Source organism: Escherichia sp. MOD1-EC6021, from assembly GCF_002965245.1.
In the GTDB taxonomy this organism is placed as follows: Bacteria; Pseudomonadota; Gammaproteobacteria; order Enterobacterales; family Enterobacteriaceae; genus Escherichia; species Escherichia coli_F.
Map to the genome: position 1 here is coordinate 27,531 of NZ_PTRU01000006.1, position 19,287 is coordinate 46,817.

A 19,287-nucleotide genomic window follows, 5' to 3' on the forward strand; every position below is an offset into this window, starting at 1 on the left:
TGATTTCTTAACTGGAGTATCTTACGTGCTGGAACGGCTGTCGTGGAAAAGGCTGGTGCTGGAGCTGCTACTTTGCTGCCTCCCGGCTTTCATCCTGGGTGCATTTTTTGGTTACCTGCCTTGGTTTTTGCTGGCATCGGTAACAGGACTGCTTATCTGGCATTTTTGGAATTTATTGCGCCTTTCATGGTGGCTGTGGGTGGATCGCAGTATGACCCCGCCTCCGGGGCGTGGTAGCTGGGAACCGCTGCTATACGGCTTACACCAGATGCAGCTGCGTAATAAAAAACGTCGCCGCGAACTGGGCAATCTGATTAAACGCTTTCGTAGCGGCGCGGAGTCGCTGCCTGATGCGGTGGTGCTGACCACGGAAGAGGGCGGTATTTTCTGGTGTAATGGTCTGGCGCAACAAATTCTTGGTTTGCGCTGGCCGGAAGATAACGGGCAGAACATCCTTAATCTGCTTCGTTATCCGGAGTTTACGCAATATCTGAAAACGCGTGATTTTTCTCGCCCGCTCAATCTGGTGCTCAATACCGGGCGGCATCTGGAAATTCGCGTCATGCCTTATACCCATAAACAGTTGCTGATGGTGGCGCGTGATGTCACGCAAATGCATCAACTGGAAGGGGCGCGGCGTAACTTTTTTGCCAACGTGAGCCATGAGTTGCGTACGCCATTGACAGTGTTACAGGGTTACCTGGAGATGATGGATGAGCAACCACTGCAAGGTGCGGTACGTGAAAAAGCGTTGCACACCATGCGCGAGCAGACCCAGCGGATGGAAGGGCTGGTGAAGCAGTTACTGACGCTGTCAAAAATAGAAGCCGCGCCAACGCAGTTGCTTAATGAAAAGGTTGATGTGCCGATGATGCTGCGGGTCGTTGAGCGTGAGGCCCAGACTCTGAGCCAGCAGAAACAGACATTTACCTTTGAAATAGATAACGACCTCAAGGTGTCTGGCAACGAAGACCAACTTCGCAGCGCGATTTCTAACCTGGTTTATAACGCCGTGAATCATACGCCGGAAGGTACGCATATCACCGTACGCTGGCAGCGAGTGCCGCACGGTGCCGAATTTAGCGTTGAAGATAATGGACCGGGCATCGCACCAGAGCATATTCCGCGCCTGACCGAGCGTTTTTATCGCGTTGATAAAGCACGTTCCCGACAAACTGGCGGTAGCGGATTAGGGTTAGCGATCGTGAAACATGCGGTGAATCATCACGAAAGTCGCCTGCATATTGAGAGTGCGGTGGGAAAAGGTACGCGTTTCAGTTTTGTTATCCCGGAACGTTTAATTGCCAAAAACAGCGAATAATCCGCCTTTGTCATCTTTTATTGCCATAAGCCAGCTGATGCTGGCTTATTTTCTTTGCAGTCAAAATACGGGCGTTAGATTTTACAACGGTTGGTGATTTTTTGTTCGCATGATTAGCCATGTCTTTTTCACGGAAATAGTGTTTTATACTGGTTGGTGATTTCTTATCGCTATATACCTCTGGTTTTTAGATCCCTTCTTGCTTTAAAACGTTATAAGCGTTTAAATTGCGCTTTAGGTGCTGTCATACTGACTGCATTCACGCGGTAAATCGAAAAACTATTCTTCGCCGCGCCTGGTTGGGAGTATTTCCCGCTAAAATTGTTTAAATATACCGCTGTATCATCCCCAGGGATTGGCACAAAAATTTAACGTTACAACACCACATCCACAGGCAGTATGATTTATGACCCATCAATTAAGATCGCGCGATATCATCGCTCTGGGCTTTATGACATTTGCGTTGTTCGTCGGCGCAGGTAACATCATTTTCCCTCCAATGGTCGGCTTGCAGGCAGGCGAACACGTCTGGACTGCGGCATTCGGCTTCCTCATTACTGCCGTTGGCCTGCCGGTATTAACGGTGGTGGCGCTGGCGAAAGTTGGCGGTGGTGTTGACAGCCTCAGCACGCCAATTGGTAAAGTCGCTGGCGTACTGCTGGCAACGGTTTGCTACCTGGCTGTAGGGCCGTTGTTCGCCACGCCGCGTACAGCCACCGTCTCCTTTGAAGTGGGCATTGCGCCCCTGACGGGTGACTCCGCGCTGCCGCTGTTTATCTACAGCCTGGTCTATTTCGCTATCGTTATTCTGGTTTCGCTCTATCCGGGCAAACTGCTGGATACCGTCGGTAACTTCCTGGCACCGCTGAAAATTATCGCGCTGGTCATCCTGTCTGTTGCGGCAATTGTCTGGCCAGCGGGCTCTATCAGCACGGCGACTGAGGCTTATCAAAACGCCGCGTTTTCTAACGGCTTCGTTAATGGCTATCTGACCATGGATACGCTGGGCGCGATGGTGTTTGGTATCGTTATTGTTAATGCAGCGCGTTCTCGCGGCGTTACCGAAGCGCGTCTGCTGACCCGTTATACCGTCTGGGCTGGCCTGATGGCGGGTGTCGGTCTGACTCTGCTGTACCTGGCGCTGTTCCGTCTGGGTTCAGACAGCGCGTCGCTGGTCGATCAGTCTGCAAACGGTGCAGCTATTCTGCATGCTTACGTTCAGCACACCTTTGGCGGCGGTGGTAGCTTCCTGCTGGCGGCGTTAATCTTTATCGCCTGCCTGGTCACGGCGGTTGGCCTGACCTGTGCTTGTGCAGAATTCTTTGCTCAGTACGTACCACTCTCCTATCGTACGCTGGTGTTCATCCTCGGCGGCTTCTCGATGGTGGTGTCTAACCTCGGCTTGAGCCAGCTGATTCAGATCTCCGTACCGGTGCTGACCGCTATTTATCCGCCGTGTATCGCACTGGTTGTATTAAGTTTTACACGCTCATGGTGGCATAATTCGTCCCGCGTGATTGCTCCGCCGATGTTTATCAGCCTGCTTTTTGGTATTCTCGACGGGATCAAAGCATCTGCATTCAGCGATATCTTACCGTCCTGGGCGCAGCGTTTACCGCTGGCCGAACAAGGTCTTGCGTGGTTAATGCCAACAGTGGTGATGGTGGTTCTGGCCATTATTTGGGATCGCGCGGCAGGTCGTCAGGTGACCTCCAGCGCTCACTAAATCACTGAATATTTGTTTTAACCACGGGGCTGCGATGCCCCGTGGTTTTTTATTGTGTTGATGGGTTAGGAATTGATGGAAAGTAAGAACAAGCTAAAGCGTGGGCTAAGTACCCGACACATACGCTTTATGGCACTGGGTTCAGCAATTGGCACCGGGTTGTTTTACGGTTCGGCAGACGCCATCAAAATGGCCGGTCCGAGCGTGTTGTTGGCCTATATTATCGGTGGTATCGCGGCGTATATCATTATGCGTGCGCTGGGGGAAATGTCGGTACATAACCCGGCAGCCAGCTCTTTCTCGCGCTATGCGCAGGAAAACCTCGGTCCACTGGCAGGTTATATCACTGGCTGGACCTACTGCTTTGAAATCCTTATTGTCGCCATCGCCGATGTGACCGCTTTCGGTATCTATATGGGCGTCTGGTTCCCGACGGTGCCGCACTGGATTTGGGTACTGAGCGTGGTGCTGATCATTTGCGCCGTAAACCTGATGAGCGTGAAAGTATTTGGTGAGCTTGAGTTCTGGTTTTCGTTCTTTAAAGTCGCCACCATCATCATCATGATTGTCGCCGGTTTCGGCATCATCATCTGGGGGATTGGCAACGGCGGGCAACCGACCGGTATCCATAATCTTTGGAGCAACGGCGGCTTCTTCAGTAACGGCTGGTTAGGCATGGTGATGTCGTTGCAAATGGTAATGTTTGCTTATGGTGGGATCGAAATTATCGGGATTACCGCCGGGGAAGCGAAAGATCCGGAAAAATCGATTCCGCGTGCGATTAACTCCGTGCCGATGCGTATTCTGGTGTTCTACGTCGGTACGCTGTTCGTCATTATGTCTATCTATCCGTGGAATCAGGTTGGCACTGCCGGTAGCCCGTTCGTGCTGACGTTCCAGCATATGGGCATTACCTTTGCCGCCAGCATTCTTAACTTTGTTGTGTTGACCGCTTCGCTGTCAGCAATTAACAGTGACGTATTTGGCGTAGGTCGTATGCTTCACGGCATGGCAGAGCAGGGTAGCGCGCCGAAAATTTTCAGCAAAACCTCGCGTCGCGGTATTCCGTGGGTCACGGTGCTGGTGATGACTACCGCGCTATTGTTTGCGGTATATCTGAACTACATCATGCCGGAAAATGTCTTCCTGGTGATCGCTTCGCTGGCAACCTTCGCCACGGTGTGGGTATGGATTATGATCCTGCTGTCGCAAATTGCTTTCCGTCGCCGTTTGCCGCCAGAAGAAGTGAAGGCACTGAAATTTAAAGTACCAGGTGGGGTAGCAACGACCATCGGCGGTTTGATTTTCCTGCTCTTTATTATCGGATTGATTGGTTATCATCCGGACACACGTATCTCGCTGTACGTTGGTTTCGCGTGGATTGTTCTGCTGTTGATTGGCTGGATGTTTAAACGCCGCCACGATCGTCAGCTGGCTGAAAACCAGTAATCCTTGCGTTCTGTAAGCCGGTTCAGGAGGAAATCCTGATCCGGCTATTCCGAAAGTTATCCGCCCCCGTCCTCCTCCCCCAAATATCCTTCAGATGATGAGTGATCCTGCATTAGGCTATGGCAAGGTGATCAGATTTTCATCACAGGGGAATTATGATGTTAAATGCATGGCACCTGCCGGTGCCCCCATTTGTTAAACAAAGCAAAGATCAACTACTCATTACACTGTGGCTGACAGGCGAAGACCCACCTCAGCGGATTATGCTACGTACAGAAAACGATAACGAAGAAACGTCAGTACCGATGCATAAGCAGCGCAGTCAGCCCCAGCCTGGTGTCACGGCATGGCGGGCGGCCATCGATATTTCCATTGGGCAACCCCGGCGGCGCTATAGCTTCAAATTATTGTGGCACGATCGCCAGCGTTGGTTTACACCGCAGGGCTTCAGCCGAATTCCGCCAGCACGACTGGAGCAGTTTGCCGTCGATGTCCCGGATATCGGCCCACAATGGGCTGCGGATCAGATTTTTTATCAGATCTTTCCTGATCGTTTCGCCCGTAGTCTTCCTCGCGAAGCTGAACAGGATCATATCTATTACCATCACTCAGCCGGACAAGAGATCATCTTGCGTGACTGGGATGAGGCGGTCACGGCGCAGGCGGGTGGATCAACGTTCTATGGCGGCGATCTTGACGGTATCAGCGAAAAACTGCCGTATCTGAAAAAACTTGGCGTGACGGCGTTGTATCTTAATCCGGTGTTTAAAGCTCCCAGCGTACACAAATACGATACCGAGGATTATCGCCATGTCGATCCGCAGTTTGGCGGCGATGGGGCGTTGCTGCGTTTACGACACAATACACAGCAGATGGGAATGCGGCTGGTGCTGGACGGCGTGTTTAACCACAGTGGCGATTCCCATGCCTGGTTTGACCGACATAATCGTGGGACAGGTGGCGCTTGTCACAACCCCGAATCGCCCTGGCGTGACTGGTACTCATTTAGCGATGATGGCACGGCGCTCGACTGGCTGGGCTATGCCAGCCTGCCGAAGCTGGATTATCAATCGGAAAGTCTGGTAAATGAAATTTATCGCGGGGAAGACAGCATTGTCCGCCATTGGCTGAAAGCACCATGGAATATGGACGGCTGGCGGCTGGATGTGGTGCATATGCTGGGAGAAGCGGGTGGGGCGCGCAATAATTTACAGCACGTCGCTGGGATCACCGAAGCCGCGAAAGAAACCCAACCGGAAGCGTATATAGTCGGCGAACATTTTGGCGATGCACGGCAATGGCTACAGGCCGATGTGGAAGATGCCGCCATGAACTATCGCGGCTTCACATTCCCGTTGTGGGGATTTCTTGCCAACACCGATATCTCTTATGATCCGCAGCAAATTGACGCCCAAACCTGTATGGCCTGGATGGATAATTACCGCGCAGGGCTTTCTCATCAACAGCAATTACGTATGTTTAATCAGCTCGATAGCCACGATACTGCGCGATTTAAAACACTTCTCGGTCGGGATGTCGCGCGTCTGCCGCTGGCGGTGGTCTGGCTTCTTACCTGGCCTGGCATACCGTGTATTTATTACGGTGATGAAGTGGGGATGGATGGCAAAAACGATCCGTTTTGCCGTAAACCGTTCCCCTGGCAGGTGGATAAACAGGATACGGCATTATTCGCGCTGTACCAGCGAATGATTGCGCTACGTAAGAAAAGCCATGCGCTGCGTCGTGGTGGCTGCCAGGTGGTATATGCGGAAGATCACGTAGTGGTATTTGTCCGCGTGCTGAATCAGCAGCGTGTGCTGGTGGCTATCAACCGTGGCGAAGCCTGTGAAGTGGTGCTACCCGCGTCGCCGTTACTCAATGTCGCGCAATGGCAACGCAAGGAGGGGCATGGGCAACTGACGGACGGGATTCTGGCTTTGTCTGCCATTTCGGCTACGGTGTGGATGAATTAACCTCTTATAACGCCTTGCGTGACGCCTGCGCCATCATCCGCGGATAAAACTGCCAGAAGCGGGTTTCCAGGGCGTCGTAATGGGTGTCTAAATCGTACCAGGAGTCACGCAGGGCATCCAGACGTGGGCGACGGCTTGCCATGCCGTTTAACACGTTCTGGATGAAATCCATATCGCGATAGCGAACCAGCCATTGCTCAGACCATAAGTAGTTGTTCAGATTGATAAAGCGTGGCGGTGAGTCTGGAAGAATAGTCATCACTTGCTCACGGGCATAACAGGTAAATTCCTGTAGCGGAAAGTCCGGTGATAGCTGCGACCAGTGGCGTGAAAGAAAGTGATCCCACATGACATCCAGCGTAATAGGCGCAACGCGGCGGGTTTCACGACGAAACCACTCCCTTGCTTCGCGGACTTCCGGCAGATTATCGGTCAGTACGTCGATACGGCGATGCATATGAATGCCAGCCACGACGTCGGGCGGAAAATTTTCTTCAGGATTTCCGCGTACGAAATCAGCCAGTAAATTACCGGAAAGCGAACTTTCCGCGAGATGGGCTAGATGCAGGTGAGCTAAAAAATTCATCGATTATATTCTATCCAAAGGGGGGTAAAGGTTGCAGGGAGAGCGCCCCGGCACTAGACTACCCGCCTCTTATTTTAGTCTGAGTCAGTGTCATGCGCGTTACCGATTTCTCCTTTGAATTACCCGAATCCCTGATTGCCCACTATCCAATGCCTGAACGCAGTAGCTGTCGTTTACTGTCGCTGGACGGGCCGACGGGCGCGCTGACGCACGGTACTTTCACCGATTTACTCGATAAGCTCAACCCCGGCGATCTTCTGGTTTTTAATAATACCCGCGTGATCCCGGCGCGCCTGTTTGGGCGTAAAGCCAGCGGCGGCAAGATTGAAGTGCTGGTTGAGCGTATGCTCGACGACAAACGCATTCTTGCGCATATTCGCGCCTCGAAAGCGCCAAAACCGGGCGCAGAGCTGCTGCTGGGCGATGACGAAAGTATCAACGCAACAATGACCGCTCGCCACGGCGCACTGTTTGAAGTCGAATTTAATGATGAGCGTTCAGTATTGGATATCCTCAACAGCATCGGCCACATGCCGCTGCCGCCGTACATCGACCGTCCGGACGAAGATGCAGACCGCGAACTTTATCAAACAGTTTATAGTGAAAAACCGGGCGCGGTAGCGGCCCCGACTGCCGGGCTGCATTTTGACGAACCTTTGCTGGAAAAATTGCGCGCCAAAGGCGTGGAGATGGCGTTCGTAACTCTGCACGTTGGTGCGGGTACTTTCCAGCCGGTGCGCGTCGACACCATTGAAGATCACATCATGCACTCAGAATACGCTGAAGTGCCGCAGGATGTGGTAGACGCGGTACTGGCAGCAAAAGCGCGCGGCAATCGGGTGATTGCGGTTGGCACCACCTCGGTACGTTCGCTGGAAAGCGCGGCCCAGGCGGCGAAAAACGATCTCATTGAACCGTTCTTTGACGATACCCAAATCTTTATCTATCCGGGCTTCCAGTACAAAGTGGTCGATGCGCTGGTGACGAACTTCCACCTTCCTGAATCGACGCTGATTATGCTGGTTTCGGCCTTTGCCGGCTATCAACACACTATGAACGCCTATAAAGCGGCGGTAGAAGAGAAATATCGCTTTTTTAGTTACGGTGATGCGATGTTTATCACGTACAATCCGCAGGCAATTAATGAGCGCGTCGGGGAGTAATTCCGCGGCGCTGGTTTAAACGTTGGACTGTTTTTCTGACGTAGTGGAGAAAAAATGAAATTTGAACTGGACACCACCGACGGTCGCGCACGCCGTGGCCGCCTGGTCTTTGATCGTGGCGTAGTGGAAACGCCTTGTTTTATGCCTGTTGGCACCTACGGCACCGTAAAAGGGATGACGCCGGAAGAAGTTGAAGCCACTGGCGCACAAATTATTCTCGGTAACACTTTCCACCTGTGGCTGCGCCCGGGTCAGGAAATCATGAAACTGCATGGCGATCTGCACGATTTTATGCAGTGGAAAGGCCCTATCCTTACTGACTCCGGCGGCTTCCAGGTCTTCAGCCTTGGCGATATTCGTAAAATCACCGAACAGGGCGTTCACTTCCGTAACCCGATCAACGGCGACCCGATTTTCCTCGATCCGGAAAAGTCGATGGAGATTCAGTACGATCTTGGTTCAGATATCGTCATGATCTTTGATGAGTGTACGCCGTATCCTGCTGACTGGGATTACGCAAAACGCTCGATGGAGATGTCTCTGCGTTGGGCGAAGCGTAGCCGTGAGCGTTTTGATAGTCTCGGAAACAAAAATGCGCTGTTTGGTATCATTCAGGGCAGCGTTTACGAAGATTTACGTGATATTTCTGTTAAAGGTCTGGTAGATATCGGTTTTGATGGCTACGCTGTCGGCGGTCTGGCTGTGGGTGAGCCGAAAGCAGATATGCACCGCATTCTGGAGCATGTGTGTCCGCAAATTCCGGCAGACAAACCGCGTTACCTGATGGGCGTTGGTAAACCGGAAGATCTGGTTGAAGGCGTACGTCGCGGTATCGATATGTTTGACTGCGTAATGCCAACCCGCAACGCCCGAAATGGTCATTTGTTCGTGACCGATGGCGTGGTGAAAATCCGCAATGCGAAGTATAAGAGCGATACTGGCCCGCTCGATCCTGAGTGTGATTGCTACACCTGTCGCAATTATTCACGCGCTTACTTGCATCATCTCGACCGTTGCAACGAAATATTAGGCGCGCGACTCAACACCATTCATAACCTTCGTTACTACCAGCGTTTGATGGCGGGTTTACGCAAGGCTATTGAAGAGGGTAAATTAGAGAGCTTCGTAACTGATTTTTACCAGCGTCAGGGGCGAGAAGTACCACCTTTGAACGTTGATTAATATTAATAATGAGGGAAATTTAATGAGCTTTTTTATTTCTGATGCGGTAGCGGCAACGGGTGCACCGGCGCAAGGTAGCCCGATGTCTTTGATTTTGATGCTGGTGGTATTCGGTCTGATTTTCTATTTCATGATCCTGCGTCCACAGCAGAAGCGCACCAAAGAACACAAAAAGCTGATGGACTCCATTGCCAAAGGTGATGAAGTTCTGACGAACGGTGGCCTGGTCGGTCGCGTAACCAAAGTAGCGGAAAACGGCTACATTGCTATCGCGCTGAATGACACCACTGAAGTAGTTATTAAACGTGACTTCGTAGCTGCCGTTCTGCCGAAAGGCACCATGAAGGCGCTGTAATTAAAATTTTTCCCTAAGGGAATTGCCGTGTTAAACCGTTATCCTTTGTGGAAGTATGTCATGCTGATCGTGGTGATTGTCATCGGTCTGCTGTATGCACTTCCCAACCTGTTTGGTGAGGATCCGGCTGTTCAGATCACTGGCGCGCGCGGAGTCGCCGCCAGTGAGCAAACGCTGATCCAGGTCCAGAAAACGTTACAAGAAGAAAAAATAACTGCTAAGTCTGTGGCACTGGAAGAGGGCGCTATTCTTGCGCGCTTCGACTCCACTGACACCCAACTGCGCGCTCGTGAAGCATTAATGGGCGTTATGGGTGACAAATACGTCGTGGCGCTTAACCTTGCCCCGGCAACGCCGCGCTGGCTGGCAGCTATTCACGCTGAGCCGATGAAGCTCGGCCTTGACCTGCGTGGCGGCGTTCACTTCCTGATGGAAGTGGATATGGACACCGCGCTTGGCAAACTCCAGGAACAAAACATCGATAGCCTGCGCAGCGACCTGCGCGAAAAGGGCATCCCGTATACCATCGTTCGTAAAGAAAACAACTACGGCCTGAGCATCACTTTCCGCGATGCTAAAGCTCGTGATGAAGCCATTGCGTATCTGAGCAAGCGTCATCCGGACCTGGTGATTAGTAGCCAGGGCAGCAACCAGCTGCGTGCGGTAATGAGCGATGCTCGCCTGAGTGAAGCGCGTGAATATGCGGTGCAACAGAACATCAACATCCTGCGTAACCGTGTAAACCAGCTTGGCGTGGCGGAGCCGGTGGTTCAGCGTCAGGGTGCTGACCGTATCGTTGTTGAGCTGCCTGGTATCCAGGACACCGCACGAGCGAAAGAGATTCTGGGTGCAACGGCAACGTTGGAATTCCGTCTGGTAAACACCAACGTTGACCAGGCCGCTGCTGCGTCTGGACGCGTACCGGGCGACTCTGAAGTGAAACAGACCCGCGAAGGTCAGCCTGTTGTGCTGTACAAACGCGTAATTCTGACCGGTGACCATATCACCGACTCCACTTCCAGCCAGGACGAATACAACCAGCCGCAGGTTAACATCTCGCTCGATAGCGCTGGTGGCAACATCATGTCTAACTTCACCAAGGACAACATCGGCAAACCGATGGCGACCCTGTTTGTGGAGTACAAAGACAGCGGCAAGAAAGATGCTAACGGTCGTGCGGTTCTGGTGAAACAGGAAGAGGTGATTAACATCGCTAACATCCAGTCTCGTCTGGGTAACAGCTTCCGTATCACCGGTATTAACAACCCGAACGAAGCCCGTCAGCTTTCACTTTTGCTGCGTGCCGGTGCGTTGATCGCGCCAATTCAGATTGTTGAAGAACGTACCATTGGCCCGACTCTGGGTATGCAGAACATTGAACAGGGGCTGGAGGCTTGCCTTGCCGGTCTGCTGGTTTCTATTCTGTTTATGATCATCTTCTATAAGAAGTTTGGTCTGATTGCGACCAGTGCTCTGATTGCCAACTTGATCTTGATCGTCGGCATTATGTCGTTGTTGCCAGGCGCAACGCTGAGTATGCCGGGTATCGCGGGTATCGTCTTAACCCTTGCGGTGGCGGTCGATGCGAACGTACTGATCAACGAACGTATTAAAGAAGAGTTAAGCAACGGGCGTACTGTTCAGCAGGCAATTGATGAAGGTTATCGTGGCGCGTTCAGTTCCATCTTCGATGCGAACATCACCACGCTGATTAAAGTCATCATCCTGTACGCAGTGGGTACCGGGGCAATTAAAGGGTTCGCGATTACTACCGGTATCGGTGTGGCGACGTCGATGTTTACCGCGATTGTCGGTACGCGTGCCATCGTAAACCTGCTATATGGCGGCAAGCGCGTCAAGAAGCTGTCAATCTGAGGAGTGCGATGTGGCACAGGAATATACTGTTGAACAACTAAACCACGGCCGTAAAGTCTATGACTTTATGCGCTGGGACTACTGGGCTTTCGGCATCTCTGGTCTGCTGTTAATCGCCGCTATCGTTATTATGGGCGTGCGCGGCTTTAACTGGGGGCTGGATTTCACCGGTGGTACGGTTATCGAAATTACGCTCGAAAAACCGGCTGAAATCGATGTGATGCGTGATGCATTGCAGAAAGCGGGCTTTGAAGAGCCGATGCTGCAAAACTTTGGTAGCAGCCACGACATCATGGTCCGTATGCCGCCTGCTGAAGGCGAAACCGGCGGTCAGGTGCTGGGCAGCCAGGTTCTGAAGGTGATTAACGAATCCACCAATCAGAATGCGGCAGTGAAGCGTATTGAGTTCGTCGGTCCGAGCGTGGGGGCAGACCTTGCGCAAACCGGTGCGATGGCGTTGATGGCGGCGCTGCTGTCTATCCTCGTGTACGTAGGTTTCCGCTTTGAGTGGCGACTGGCGGCAGGGGTTGTTATTGCGCTGGCGCACGACGTTATCATTACGCTGGGTATTTTGTCGTTATTCCATATCGAGATTGACCTGACCATTGTGGCATCGTTGATGTCGGTTATCGGTTACTCGCTTAACGACAGTATCGTGGTATCGGACCGTATTCGTGAAAACTTCCGCAAGATCCGTCGCGGTACGCCTTACGAAATCTTTAACGTGTCCTTGACCCAGACGCTGCACCGTACCTTGATCACATCCGGTACTACCTTGATGGTTATCCTGATGCTGTACCTCTTCGGTGGTCCGGTACTGGAAGGCTTCTCGCTGACCATGCTTATCGGTGTTTCCATCGGTACTGCATCTTCCATCTACGTAGCATCGGCGCTGGCTCTGAAACTGGGTATGAAGCGCGAACACATGCTGCAGCAGAAAGTGGAAAAAGAAGGGGCGGATCAGCCGTCAATTCTGCCTTAATCAAGTTCCAGCTGATGTTGAAAATCCCGGTCAGAAGATCGGGATTTTTTTTGATGTAAGGTGATTGCGAAAACCCTCGCATCTTGGGAAACTGCGGCTAACCCTACATTTCATCCAGGTAACTTCTCATGGCTATAATCCCAAAAAACTATGCGCGGTTAGAAAGCGGCTATCGCGAAAAAGCGTTAAAACTCTATCCGTGGGTCTGCGGTCGCTGTTCCCGCGAGTTTGTCTATTCCAACCTGCGTGAACTTACTGTTCACCATATCGATCACGACCATACTAATAACCCGGAAGATGGCAGTAACTGGGAATTGTTGTGTCTCTATTGCCACGATCATGAGCATTCGAAATATACCGAAGCGGATCAGTATGGTACGACGGTTATCGCAGGGGAAGATGCGCAGAAAGATGTCGGTGAAGCGAAGTACAACCCATTCGCTGATTTAAAAGCGATGATGAATAAGAAGAAGTGATAAAAAAATGACGGATACAAAATCCGTTATTTGAGCTTTATGACAAACGCAAAATTGCCTGATGCGCTACGCTTATCAGGCCTACGTAATCTCAGCAATGTATTGAATTTACGTGTTTTTGTAGGCCGGATAAGGCGTTTACGCCGCATCCGGCATGAACAAAGCGCACGTTGTTAACAATCTGAAATGCCGGATACAAGATCCGGCATTTCATTCATCAGAAGTTGTAACCTACTACCAGGTAACCACCCCAGCCGGTAGAGCGAACGTTGAAGTTGCCGTTGCCGAAGTTCAGTTCTGCATCGTCGTTCCACTGACCACCGTCGTGCCAGTAACGAGCTACGACAGAGTAGTGCCAGTGATCGTAGTTCAGAGCCAGAATATGGCTGGAAGCGATGGAGTTATTGGTACGGGTCTTAATACCGTTGATTGCGTTACCGCTGTCATCCCCTAAATCGGAACCCCAGTCGAAGTTGGTGAAGCCGATGTAGCTCAGCTGACCACCCCACAGATCGGTAATCGGCACAAAGTATTTAATTTTGAAACGGTAACCGTCCCACTCGTTTTCATTCGCTGCGCCATAGTTCTGCCACTGGTATTTTGCATACACGTTCATGGACAGGCTCATCGGCAGGCCAGTATCGATATCGGTACCCAGACCCATGTACCAGGTGCTCTGGCGACCATCTTTATTACGACCCATGTCGTAAATGTAGTTGTTCGCGAAGTACCACTCTTTGAACGGACCAAAGCTAAGGTCAGTATTGGTCAGCTTGTCGATGGAGAAACGTGGTTCGATTTCCATAAACAGCGGGGAACCGTGGTTCCAGATACCTTTTGCATCGGAGTTACCGCCGAAGAATACCGGCGCATCCGCATACCCATAGAAGTCGAACCAGTCTTTTTTAGCGAATGCTTCGTACTCAAGGTAGGTATCGTTGCGGATCTGCGGTCCGAAACGGGTGTGATAGCTTCCGACAACGTTAACGCTCTGGTGCCACCAGTCGGAGAGATACTGCGGTTTGTCGTTTTCAGCTGCGTTGACAGTAAAAGACGAAGAGAGCGCCAGTACCGCACCGGCTGCCAGTAATGTTTTTTTCATATGTATGCCACTGTTTGAAAATCCCTTGCGGGAGTGAAAAAGGCGCAAATTGCGTTTCTAAATATTTCGTATACAGAGGAGCCTATTATAAAAATCATTGCTCACAAAAATATGTTTCGTTTCACAGTTCTATCATTTACGTAATCGATTGCGTTCACGTTTACACACATTCGGGCGGGGATTGTACTGACTTTCACCCTTGTTGCAAACTTTTACTATCAATCTGGGTGATGTAAGCAGAGTAACAAAATGACGGGGAAAGATGTTGCGGGACGCACAAAACGCCCCGCGATACGTTTACTGCATAACAGGTTGAATGTCGTGGATACGTACAAAGCCTAACTGATCCACAGAAATACCCTTTAACTGTAACGGAATATCAACATCGCTGGGGGCGAGGACGCTGGCAGGGGCGTTAATCAATTGATTCTGCACATTGATTTCCTGAAAGTTGTCTATTGTTCCCTGAATTTGCCCATATTCAACAGTTCCGCTGAATGCGGGCAAAGGATCATTCGACTCGCCCTGAATACGTAGCGTCAGGGTGGTGCCATCTGTACCAGGCGTAATATTCACCAGCGACATACGTAAAGTACCGATCTGGCTTTCCAGTCTTGCTGGTGTTTTCGCTCCAGGCAGAAGGTAAACCCCACTGCTGGATTTTGCATTCAGCCTGTTTTGCTGAGTGATTTTGACCGTTTCTTTATTGAGTTGCGTCATCTCCTGGTTCAGCGTGCTGACGCTGTGTTTCATCTGTCGCACTTCGCTTTGCTGCACACAGGCGCTAAGGCTGAACAGGCTTCCCAGCAGGAGCAGTCGAAAAACGTTAGTATTCATAGGTCGTCCCTTTCTCGTCGCAATTAGCCTAATGGTAGAGGGTAAAAGCAGCGAAAGCATCGATCCTTTATCTCAAAAGCGTTGCGCCTTTGTTGTATCGTCAGTTCAGGGTAAAATAGATTTCTGTTAACCACCTGGTCAGGACGCCGTATGCATTGCCCATTCTGTTTCGCCGTGGACACTAAGGTAATTGACTCTCGTCTCGTAGGCGAGGGCTCATCCGTACGCCGCCGTCGGCAGTGTCTGGTGTGTAATGAACGTTTCACCACCTTTGAAGTGGCGGAGCTGGTTATGCCACGTGTTGTAAAAAGCAATGACGTGCGTGAACCGTTTAATGAAGAGAAATTACGTAGCGGAATGCTGCGGGCGCTGGAAAAACGTCCGGTGAGTTCCGATGACGTCGAAATGGCAATCAATCATATAAAATCGCAGCTGCGCGCCACCGGTGAGCGCGAAGTGCCGAGCAAGATGATTGGCAATCTGGTGATGGAGCAATTGAAAAAGCTCGATAAAGTCGCCTATATCCGTTTTGCCTCTGTCTACCGCAGTTTCGAAGATATCAAAGAATTTGGCGAAGAGATCGCGCGCCTGGAGGACTAAGCCGTGCAGGACGAGTATTACATGGCGCGGGCGCTAAAGCTGGCGCAACGAGGACGTTTTACCACGCATCCCAACCCGAATGTCGGGTGCGTCATTGTCAAAGATGGCGAAATTGTCGGTGAAGGTTACCATCAACGAGCGGGTGAACCGCATGCCGAGGTACACGCGTTGCGCATGGCCGGCGAAAAAGCCAAAGGCGCAACGGCGTATGTCACACTCGAACCCTGTAGCCATCATGGTCGTACGCCGCCATGTTGCGATGCGTTGATTGCTGCGGGTGTCACGCGCGTGGTTGCCGCGATGCAGGATCCTAACCCGCAGGTCGCTGGGCGTGGACTTTATCGTTTGCAACAGGCTGGCATTGACGTCAGCCACGGCCTGATGATGAGTGAAGCCGAGCAATTGAATAAAGGCTTTCTCAAGCGCATGCGCACCGGCTTTCCTTATATCCAGTTAAAACTTGGCGCGTCGCTTGATGGTCGCACGGCGATGGCGAGCGGTGAGAGCCAGTGGATCACGTCTCCTCAGGCGCGACGCGATGTACAACGTCTGCGTGCGCAAAGTCATGCCATTTTAACCAGCAGCGCAACAGTCATGGCGGACGATCCAGCCTTAACGGTGCGTTGGTCTGAACTGGATGAACAAACTCAGGCGCTCTATCCGCAACAAAATCTCCGCCAGCCAGTACGTATTGTGATTGATAGCCAAAATCGCGTGACGCCGGAACACCGTATTGTGCAGCAGTCTGGCGAAACCTGGTTCGCGCGTACGCAGGAAGATTCTCGCGAGTGGCCGGAAACGGTGCGAACCTTGCTGATTCCAGAGCATAAAGGTCATCTGGATCTGGTTGTATTGATGATGCAACTGGGTAAACAGCAGATTAATAGCATCTGGGTGGAAGCTGGGCCAACGCTCGCTGGCGCATTGCTACAGGCTGGTTTAGTTGATGAGCTGATTGTCTATATCGCACCTAAACTATTAGGCAACGACGCCCGTGGATTATGCACGCTGCCAGGACTTGAGAAATTAGCCGACGCCCCCCAATTTAAATTCAAAGAGATACGTCATGTAGGCCCGGATGTTTGCCTGCATTTAGTGGGTGCATGATCTCCCGGCTCGAAAGGGAAGCAGCGCACGAAATATTATGCTAAAATCCGCCCCCCTGCGGGGCCATACTCGAACCCGAAGGAAGAAAATGAACATTATTGAAGCTAACGTTGCTACCCCGGACGCTCGCGTCGCCATCACCATCGCGCGTTTCAACAACTTTATCAATGACAGCCTGCTGGAAGGTGCAATTGACGCACTGAAACGTATCGGTCAGGTAAAAGATGAAAACATTACCGTTGTTTGGGTGCCTGGTGCCTATGAGCTGCCGCTGGCGGCGGGTGCACTGGCTAAAACCGGTAAATATGACGCGGTGATTGCGCTGGGTACGGTTATTCGTGGTGGCACTGCCCACTTTGAATATGTCGCTGGTGGTGCAAGCAACGGCCTGGCGCATGTTGCCCAGGACAGCGAAATTCCGGTTGCTTTTGGTGTTCTGACCACTGAAAGCATTGAACAAGCGATCGAACGTGCTGGCACCAAAGCTGGCAACAAAGGTGCAGAAGCTGCACTGACCGCGCTTGAAATGATTAATGTATTGAAAGCCATCAAGGCCTGAAATTAGTAAGGGGAAATCCGTGAAACCTGCTGCTCGTCGCCGCGCTCGTGAGTGTGCCGTCCAGGCGCTCTACTCCTGGCAGTTGTCCCAGAACGACATCGCTGATGTTGAATACCAGTTCCTAGCTGAACAGGATGTAAAAGATGTTGACGTCCTGTACTTCCGTGAGCTGCTGGCCGGGGTGGCGACTAACACCGCATACCTCGACGGACTGATGAAGCCATACCTGTCCCGCCTGCTGGAAGAACTGGGCCAGGTAGAAAAAGCTGTACTGCGCATTGCGCTGTACGAGCTGTCTAAACGTAGCGATGTGCCATACAAAGTGGCCATTAACGAAGCGATCGAACTGGCAAAATCGTTCGGCGCAGAAGACAGCCATAAGTTCGTCAACGGCGTACTCGATAAAGCAGCACCTGTGATTCGCCCTAACAAAAAGTGATATCCAGGCCGGTAGATTCACGGAAGACCGTTCCGCGATCGCCGGCCTTTTCTTTTTTACCTGCTGAGGCATAACGTATGGCATGTGGCGAGTTCTCCCTGATTGCCCGTTATTTTGACCGTGTAAGAAGTTCTCGTCTTGATGTCGAACTGGGCATTGGCGACGATTGCGCACTTCTCAATATCCCCGAGAAACAGACCCTGGCGATCAGCACTGATACGCTGGTGGCGGGCAACCATTTCCTCCCTGATATCGATCCTGCGGATCTGGCGTATAAAGCACTGGCGGTGAACCTAAGCGATCTGGCAGCGATGGGGGCCGATCCGGCCTGGCTAACGCTGGCATTAACCTTACCGGACGTCGATGAAGCGTGGCTTGAGTCCTTCAGCGACAGTTTGTTTGATCTTCTCAATTATTACGATATGCAACTTATTGGCGGCGATACCACGCGTGGGCCATTATCAATGACGTTGGGTATCCACGGCTTTGTTCCGATGGGACGAGCCTTAACGCGCTCTGGGGCGAAACCGGGTGACTGGATCTATGTGACCGGTACACCGGGCGATAGCGCCGCCGGGCTGGCGATATTGCAAAACCGTTTGCAGGTTGCCGATGCTAAAGATGCGGACTACTTGATCAAACGTCATCTCCGTCCGTCGCCGCGTATTTTACAGGGACAGGCTTTGCGTGATCTGGCAAATTCAGCTATCGATCTCTCTGACGGTCTGATTTCTGATCTCGGGCATATCGTGAAAGCCAGCGACTGCGGCGCACGTATTGACCTGGCATTGCTGCCGTTTTCTGATGCGCTTTCTCGCCATGTTGAGCCGGAACAGGCGCTGCGCTGGGCGCTCTCTGGCGGTGAAGATTACGAGTTGTGTTTCACTGTGCCAGAGCTTAACCGTGGCGCGCTGGATGTGGCTCTCGGACATCTGGGCGTACCGTTTACCTGTATCGGGCAAATGACTGCCGATATCGAAGGGCTTTGTTTTATTCGTGACGGCGAACCTGTCACATTTGACTGGAAAGGATATGACCATTTTGCCACGCCATAAAGATGTCGCGAAAAGTCGCCTTAAGCTGAGTAATCCGTGGCATCTGCTTGCTGTTGGATTTGGTAGTGGATTAAGCCCAATTGTTCCAGGCACGATGGGGTCGCTGGCGGCGATTCCGTTCTGGTATCTGATGACCTTTTTGCCCTGGCAGCTCTATTCACTGGTAGTCATGCTGGGGATCTGTATTGGCGTCTATCTTTGTCATCAGACCGCAAAAGATATGGGCGTGCATGATCACGGCAGCATTGTCTGGGACGAATTTATCGGCATGTGGATCACGCTCATGGCATTGCCGACCAATGACTGGCAGTGGGTCGCCGCCGGGTTTGTGATTTTCCGTATTCTGGATATGTGGAAACCGTGGCCGATCCGCTGGTTTGATCGCAATGTGCATGGCGGCATGGGGATCATGATAGATGATATCGTCGCCGGGGTGATTTCCGCAGGCATCCTGTACTTTATTGGTCATCACTGGCCGCTGGGTATTCTGTCGTAGCTGT

At 51.7% G+C, this 19,287-nt stretch carries 19 protein-coding genes; 16 read left to right on the forward strand and 3 right to left on the reverse strand.

Annotated features, from left to right (window positions below; genetic code table 11):
• Positions 1 to 25: 25 nt before the first annotated feature.
• The 4 genes from phoR (at position 26) to malZ (ending at position 6,469) form a co-directional block, all read left to right on the forward strand.
• Complete coding sequence (gene phoR, locus BEB54_RS08840; RefSeq protein ID WP_105270956.1) at positions 26 to 1,321, forward strand: phosphate regulon sensor histidine kinase PhoR; 1,296 nt, start codon at positions 26 to 28, stop codon at positions 1,319 to 1,321.
• A gap of 406 nt (positions 1,322 to 1,727) precedes the next feature.
• Positions 1,728 to 3,047 carry a branched-chain amino acid transporter carrier protein BrnQ gene (brnQ, locus tag BEB54_RS08845; protein ID WP_000149639.1) on the forward strand — a complete coding sequence of 440 codons (1,320 nt, stop codon included), beginning with the start codon at positions 1,728 to 1,730 and terminating at the stop codon, positions 3,045 to 3,047.
• 75 nt (positions 3,048 to 3,122) lie between these two features.
• Complete coding sequence (gene proY, locus BEB54_RS08850) at positions 3,123 to 4,496, forward strand: proline-specific permease ProY (RefSeq protein WP_032183455.1); 1,374 nt, start codon at positions 3,123 to 3,125, stop codon at positions 4,494 to 4,496.
• Positions 4,497 to 4,651: 155 nt separating this feature from the next.
• A complete protein-coding gene (malZ, locus tag BEB54_RS08855; protein ID WP_123059733.1) occupies positions 4,652 to 6,469 on the forward strand; it encodes a maltodextrin glucosidase in 1,818 nt (605 codons plus the stop codon).
• Between the two features lie 4 nt (positions 6,470 to 6,473).
• On the opposite strand, the gene acpH is transcribed toward malZ, so the two are convergent.
• The gene (gene acpH, locus BEB54_RS08860) at positions 6,474 to 7,055 is read right to left on the reverse strand and encodes an ACP phosphodiesterase (protein WP_046080607.1); all 582 of its coding nucleotides are present in this window, start codon (positions 7,053 to 7,055) and stop codon (positions 6,474 to 6,476) included.
• Positions 7,056 to 7,147: 92 nt separating this feature from the next.
• On the opposite strand from acpH, the gene queA reads away from it, so the two are divergent.
• The 6 genes from queA to yajD all read left to right on the forward strand — a co-directional run bounded on the left by queA (position 7,148) and on the right by yajD (position 13,088).
• Positions 7,148 to 8,218: a tRNA preQ1(34) S-adenosylmethionine ribosyltransferase-isomerase QueA gene (queA, locus tag BEB54_RS08865; protein ID WP_001266503.1), complete on the forward strand. Its 1,071-nt coding sequence runs from the start codon at positions 7,148 to 7,150 to the stop codon at positions 8,216 to 8,218.
• A gap of 54 nt (positions 8,219 to 8,272) precedes the next feature.
• Positions 8,273 to 9,400 (forward strand): tRNA guanosine(34) transglycosylase Tgt, encoded by a 1,128-nt coding sequence (gene tgt / locus BEB54_RS08870; RefSeq protein WP_000667319.1) that lies wholly within the window; start codon positions 8,273 to 8,275, stop codon positions 9,398 to 9,400.
• Positions 9,401 to 9,422: 22 nt separating this feature from the next.
• Complete coding sequence (yajC, locus tag BEB54_RS08875) at positions 9,423 to 9,755, forward strand: preprotein translocase subunit YajC (RefSeq protein ID WP_000007629.1); 333 nt, start codon at positions 9,423 to 9,425, stop codon at positions 9,753 to 9,755.
• A gap of 27 nt (positions 9,756 to 9,782) precedes the next feature.
• Complete coding sequence (secD, locus tag BEB54_RS08880; protein WP_089643012.1) at positions 9,783 to 11,630, forward strand: protein translocase subunit SecD; 1,848 nt, start codon at positions 9,783 to 9,785, stop codon at positions 11,628 to 11,630.
• Positions 11,631 to 11,640: 10 nt separating this feature from the next.
• Positions 11,641 to 12,612 (forward strand): protein translocase subunit SecF, encoded by a 972-nt coding sequence (secF, locus tag BEB54_RS08885; protein WP_000046637.1) that lies wholly within the window; start codon positions 11,641 to 11,643, stop codon positions 12,610 to 12,612.
• A 128-nt stretch (positions 12,613 to 12,740) separates the two neighbouring features.
• Complete coding sequence (gene yajD / locus BEB54_RS08890) at positions 12,741 to 13,088, forward strand: HNH nuclease YajD (protein WP_000974823.1); 348 nt, start codon at positions 12,741 to 12,743, stop codon at positions 13,086 to 13,088.
• 217 nt (positions 13,089 to 13,305) lie between these two features.
• Here the strand turns inward: yajD and tsx are convergent, their stop codons facing one another.
• Positions 13,306 to 14,190 carry a nucleoside-specific channel-forming protein Tsx gene (gene tsx / locus BEB54_RS08895; RefSeq protein WP_001295328.1) on the reverse strand — a complete coding sequence of 295 codons (885 nt, stop codon included), beginning with the start codon at positions 14,188 to 14,190 and terminating at the stop codon, positions 13,306 to 13,308.
• 297 nt (positions 14,191 to 14,487) lie between these two features.
• Positions 14,488 to 15,027 carry a DUF3251 domain-containing protein gene (locus tag BEB54_RS08900; RefSeq protein WP_105277196.1) on the reverse strand — a complete coding sequence of 180 codons (540 nt, stop codon included), beginning with the start codon at positions 15,025 to 15,027 and terminating at the stop codon, positions 14,488 to 14,490.
• A 150-nt stretch (positions 15,028 to 15,177) separates the two neighbouring features.
• Here BEB54_RS08900 and nrdR point away from each other — a divergent pair, with 150 nt between their 5' ends.
• The 6 genes from nrdR to pgpA all read left to right on the forward strand — a co-directional run bounded on the left by nrdR (position 15,178) and on the right by pgpA (position 19,283).
• Positions 15,178 to 15,627 (forward strand): transcriptional regulator NrdR, encoded by a 450-nt coding sequence (gene nrdR, locus BEB54_RS08905; protein ID WP_000543535.1) that lies wholly within the window; start codon positions 15,178 to 15,180, stop codon positions 15,625 to 15,627.
• Positions 15,628 to 15,630: 3 nt separating this feature from the next.
• Positions 15,631 to 16,734, forward strand: a complete 1,104-nt coding sequence (gene ribD / locus BEB54_RS08910) for a bifunctional diaminohydroxyphosphoribosylaminopyrimidine deaminase/5-amino-6-(5-phosphoribosylamino)uracil reductase RibD (protein ID WP_001150481.1) — start codon at positions 15,631 to 15,633, stop codon at positions 16,732 to 16,734.
• A gap of 88 nt (positions 16,735 to 16,822) precedes the next feature.
• Positions 16,823 to 17,293 (forward strand): 6,7-dimethyl-8-ribityllumazine synthase, encoded by a 471-nt coding sequence (gene ribH, locus BEB54_RS08915; protein ID WP_001021161.1) that lies wholly within the window; start codon positions 16,823 to 16,825, stop codon positions 17,291 to 17,293.
• Positions 17,294 to 17,312: 19 nt separating this feature from the next.
• The gene (nusB, locus tag BEB54_RS08920; RefSeq protein ID WP_000801125.1) at positions 17,313 to 17,732 is read left to right on the forward strand and encodes a transcription antitermination factor NusB; all 420 of its coding nucleotides are present in this window, start codon (positions 17,313 to 17,315) and stop codon (positions 17,730 to 17,732) included.
• 77 nt (positions 17,733 to 17,809) lie between these two features.
• Entirely contained in the window at positions 17,810 to 18,787 is a 978-nt protein-coding gene (thiL, locus tag BEB54_RS08925; protein WP_000742107.1) for a thiamine-phosphate kinase, read from the forward strand.
• On the forward strand, positions 18,765 to 19,283 hold the full coding sequence (gene pgpA, locus BEB54_RS08930; protein WP_032183470.1) for a phosphatidylglycerophosphatase A: 519 nt from the start codon (positions 18,765 to 18,767) through the stop codon (positions 19,281 to 19,283). The genes thiL and pgpA overlap by 23 nt, the downstream gene beginning before the upstream one ends.
• Positions 19,284 to 19,287: the final 4 nt, after the last annotated feature.

Bases quoted from the DNA above. Each gene is read 5' to 3' on its own strand.
- nrdR (WP_000543535.1), top strand. From the start codon at position 15,178: ATGCATTGCCCATTCTGTTTCGCCGTGGACACTAAGGTAATTGACTCT.
- BEB54_RS08900 (WP_105277196.1), bottom strand. From the start codon at position 15,027: ATGAATACTAACGTTTTTCGACTGCTCCTGCTGGGAAGCCTGTTCAGC.
- yajD (WP_000974823.1), top strand. From the start codon at position 12,741: ATGGCTATAATCCCAAAAAACTATGCGCGGTTAGAAAGCGGCTATCGC.
- queA (WP_001266503.1), top strand. From the start codon at position 7,148: ATGCGCGTTACCGATTTCTCCTTTGAATTACCCGAATCCCTGATTGCC.
- pgpA (WP_032183470.1), top strand. From the start codon at position 18,765: ATGACCATTTTGCCACGCCATAAAGATGTCGCGAAAAGTCGCCTTAAG.
- tgt (WP_000667319.1), top strand. From the start codon at position 8,273: ATGAAATTTGAACTGGACACCACCGACGGTCGCGCACGCCGTGGCCGC.
- acpH (WP_046080607.1), bottom strand. From the start codon at position 7,055: ATGAATTTTTTAGCTCACCTGCATCTAGCCCATCTCGCGGAAAGTTCG.
- brnQ (WP_000149639.1), top strand. From the start codon at position 1,728: ATGACCCATCAATTAAGATCGCGCGATATCATCGCTCTGGGCTTTATG.
- tsx (WP_001295328.1), bottom strand. From the start codon at position 14,190: ATGAAAAAAACATTACTGGCAGCCGGTGCGGTACTGGCGCTCTCTTCG.
- malZ (WP_123059733.1), top strand. From the start codon at position 4,652: ATGATGTTAAATGCATGGCACCTGCCGGTGCCCCCATTTGTTAAACAA.
- yajC (WP_000007629.1), top strand. From the start codon at position 9,423: ATGAGCTTTTTTATTTCTGATGCGGTAGCGGCAACGGGTGCACCGGCG.
- proY (WP_032183455.1), top strand. From the start codon at position 3,123: ATGGAAAGTAAGAACAAGCTAAAGCGTGGGCTAAGTACCCGACACATA.
- ribH (WP_001021161.1), top strand. From the start codon at position 16,823: ATGAACATTATTGAAGCTAACGTTGCTACCCCGGACGCTCGCGTCGCC.
- thiL (WP_000742107.1), top strand. From the start codon at position 17,810: ATGGCATGTGGCGAGTTCTCCCTGATTGCCCGTTATTTTGACCGTGTA.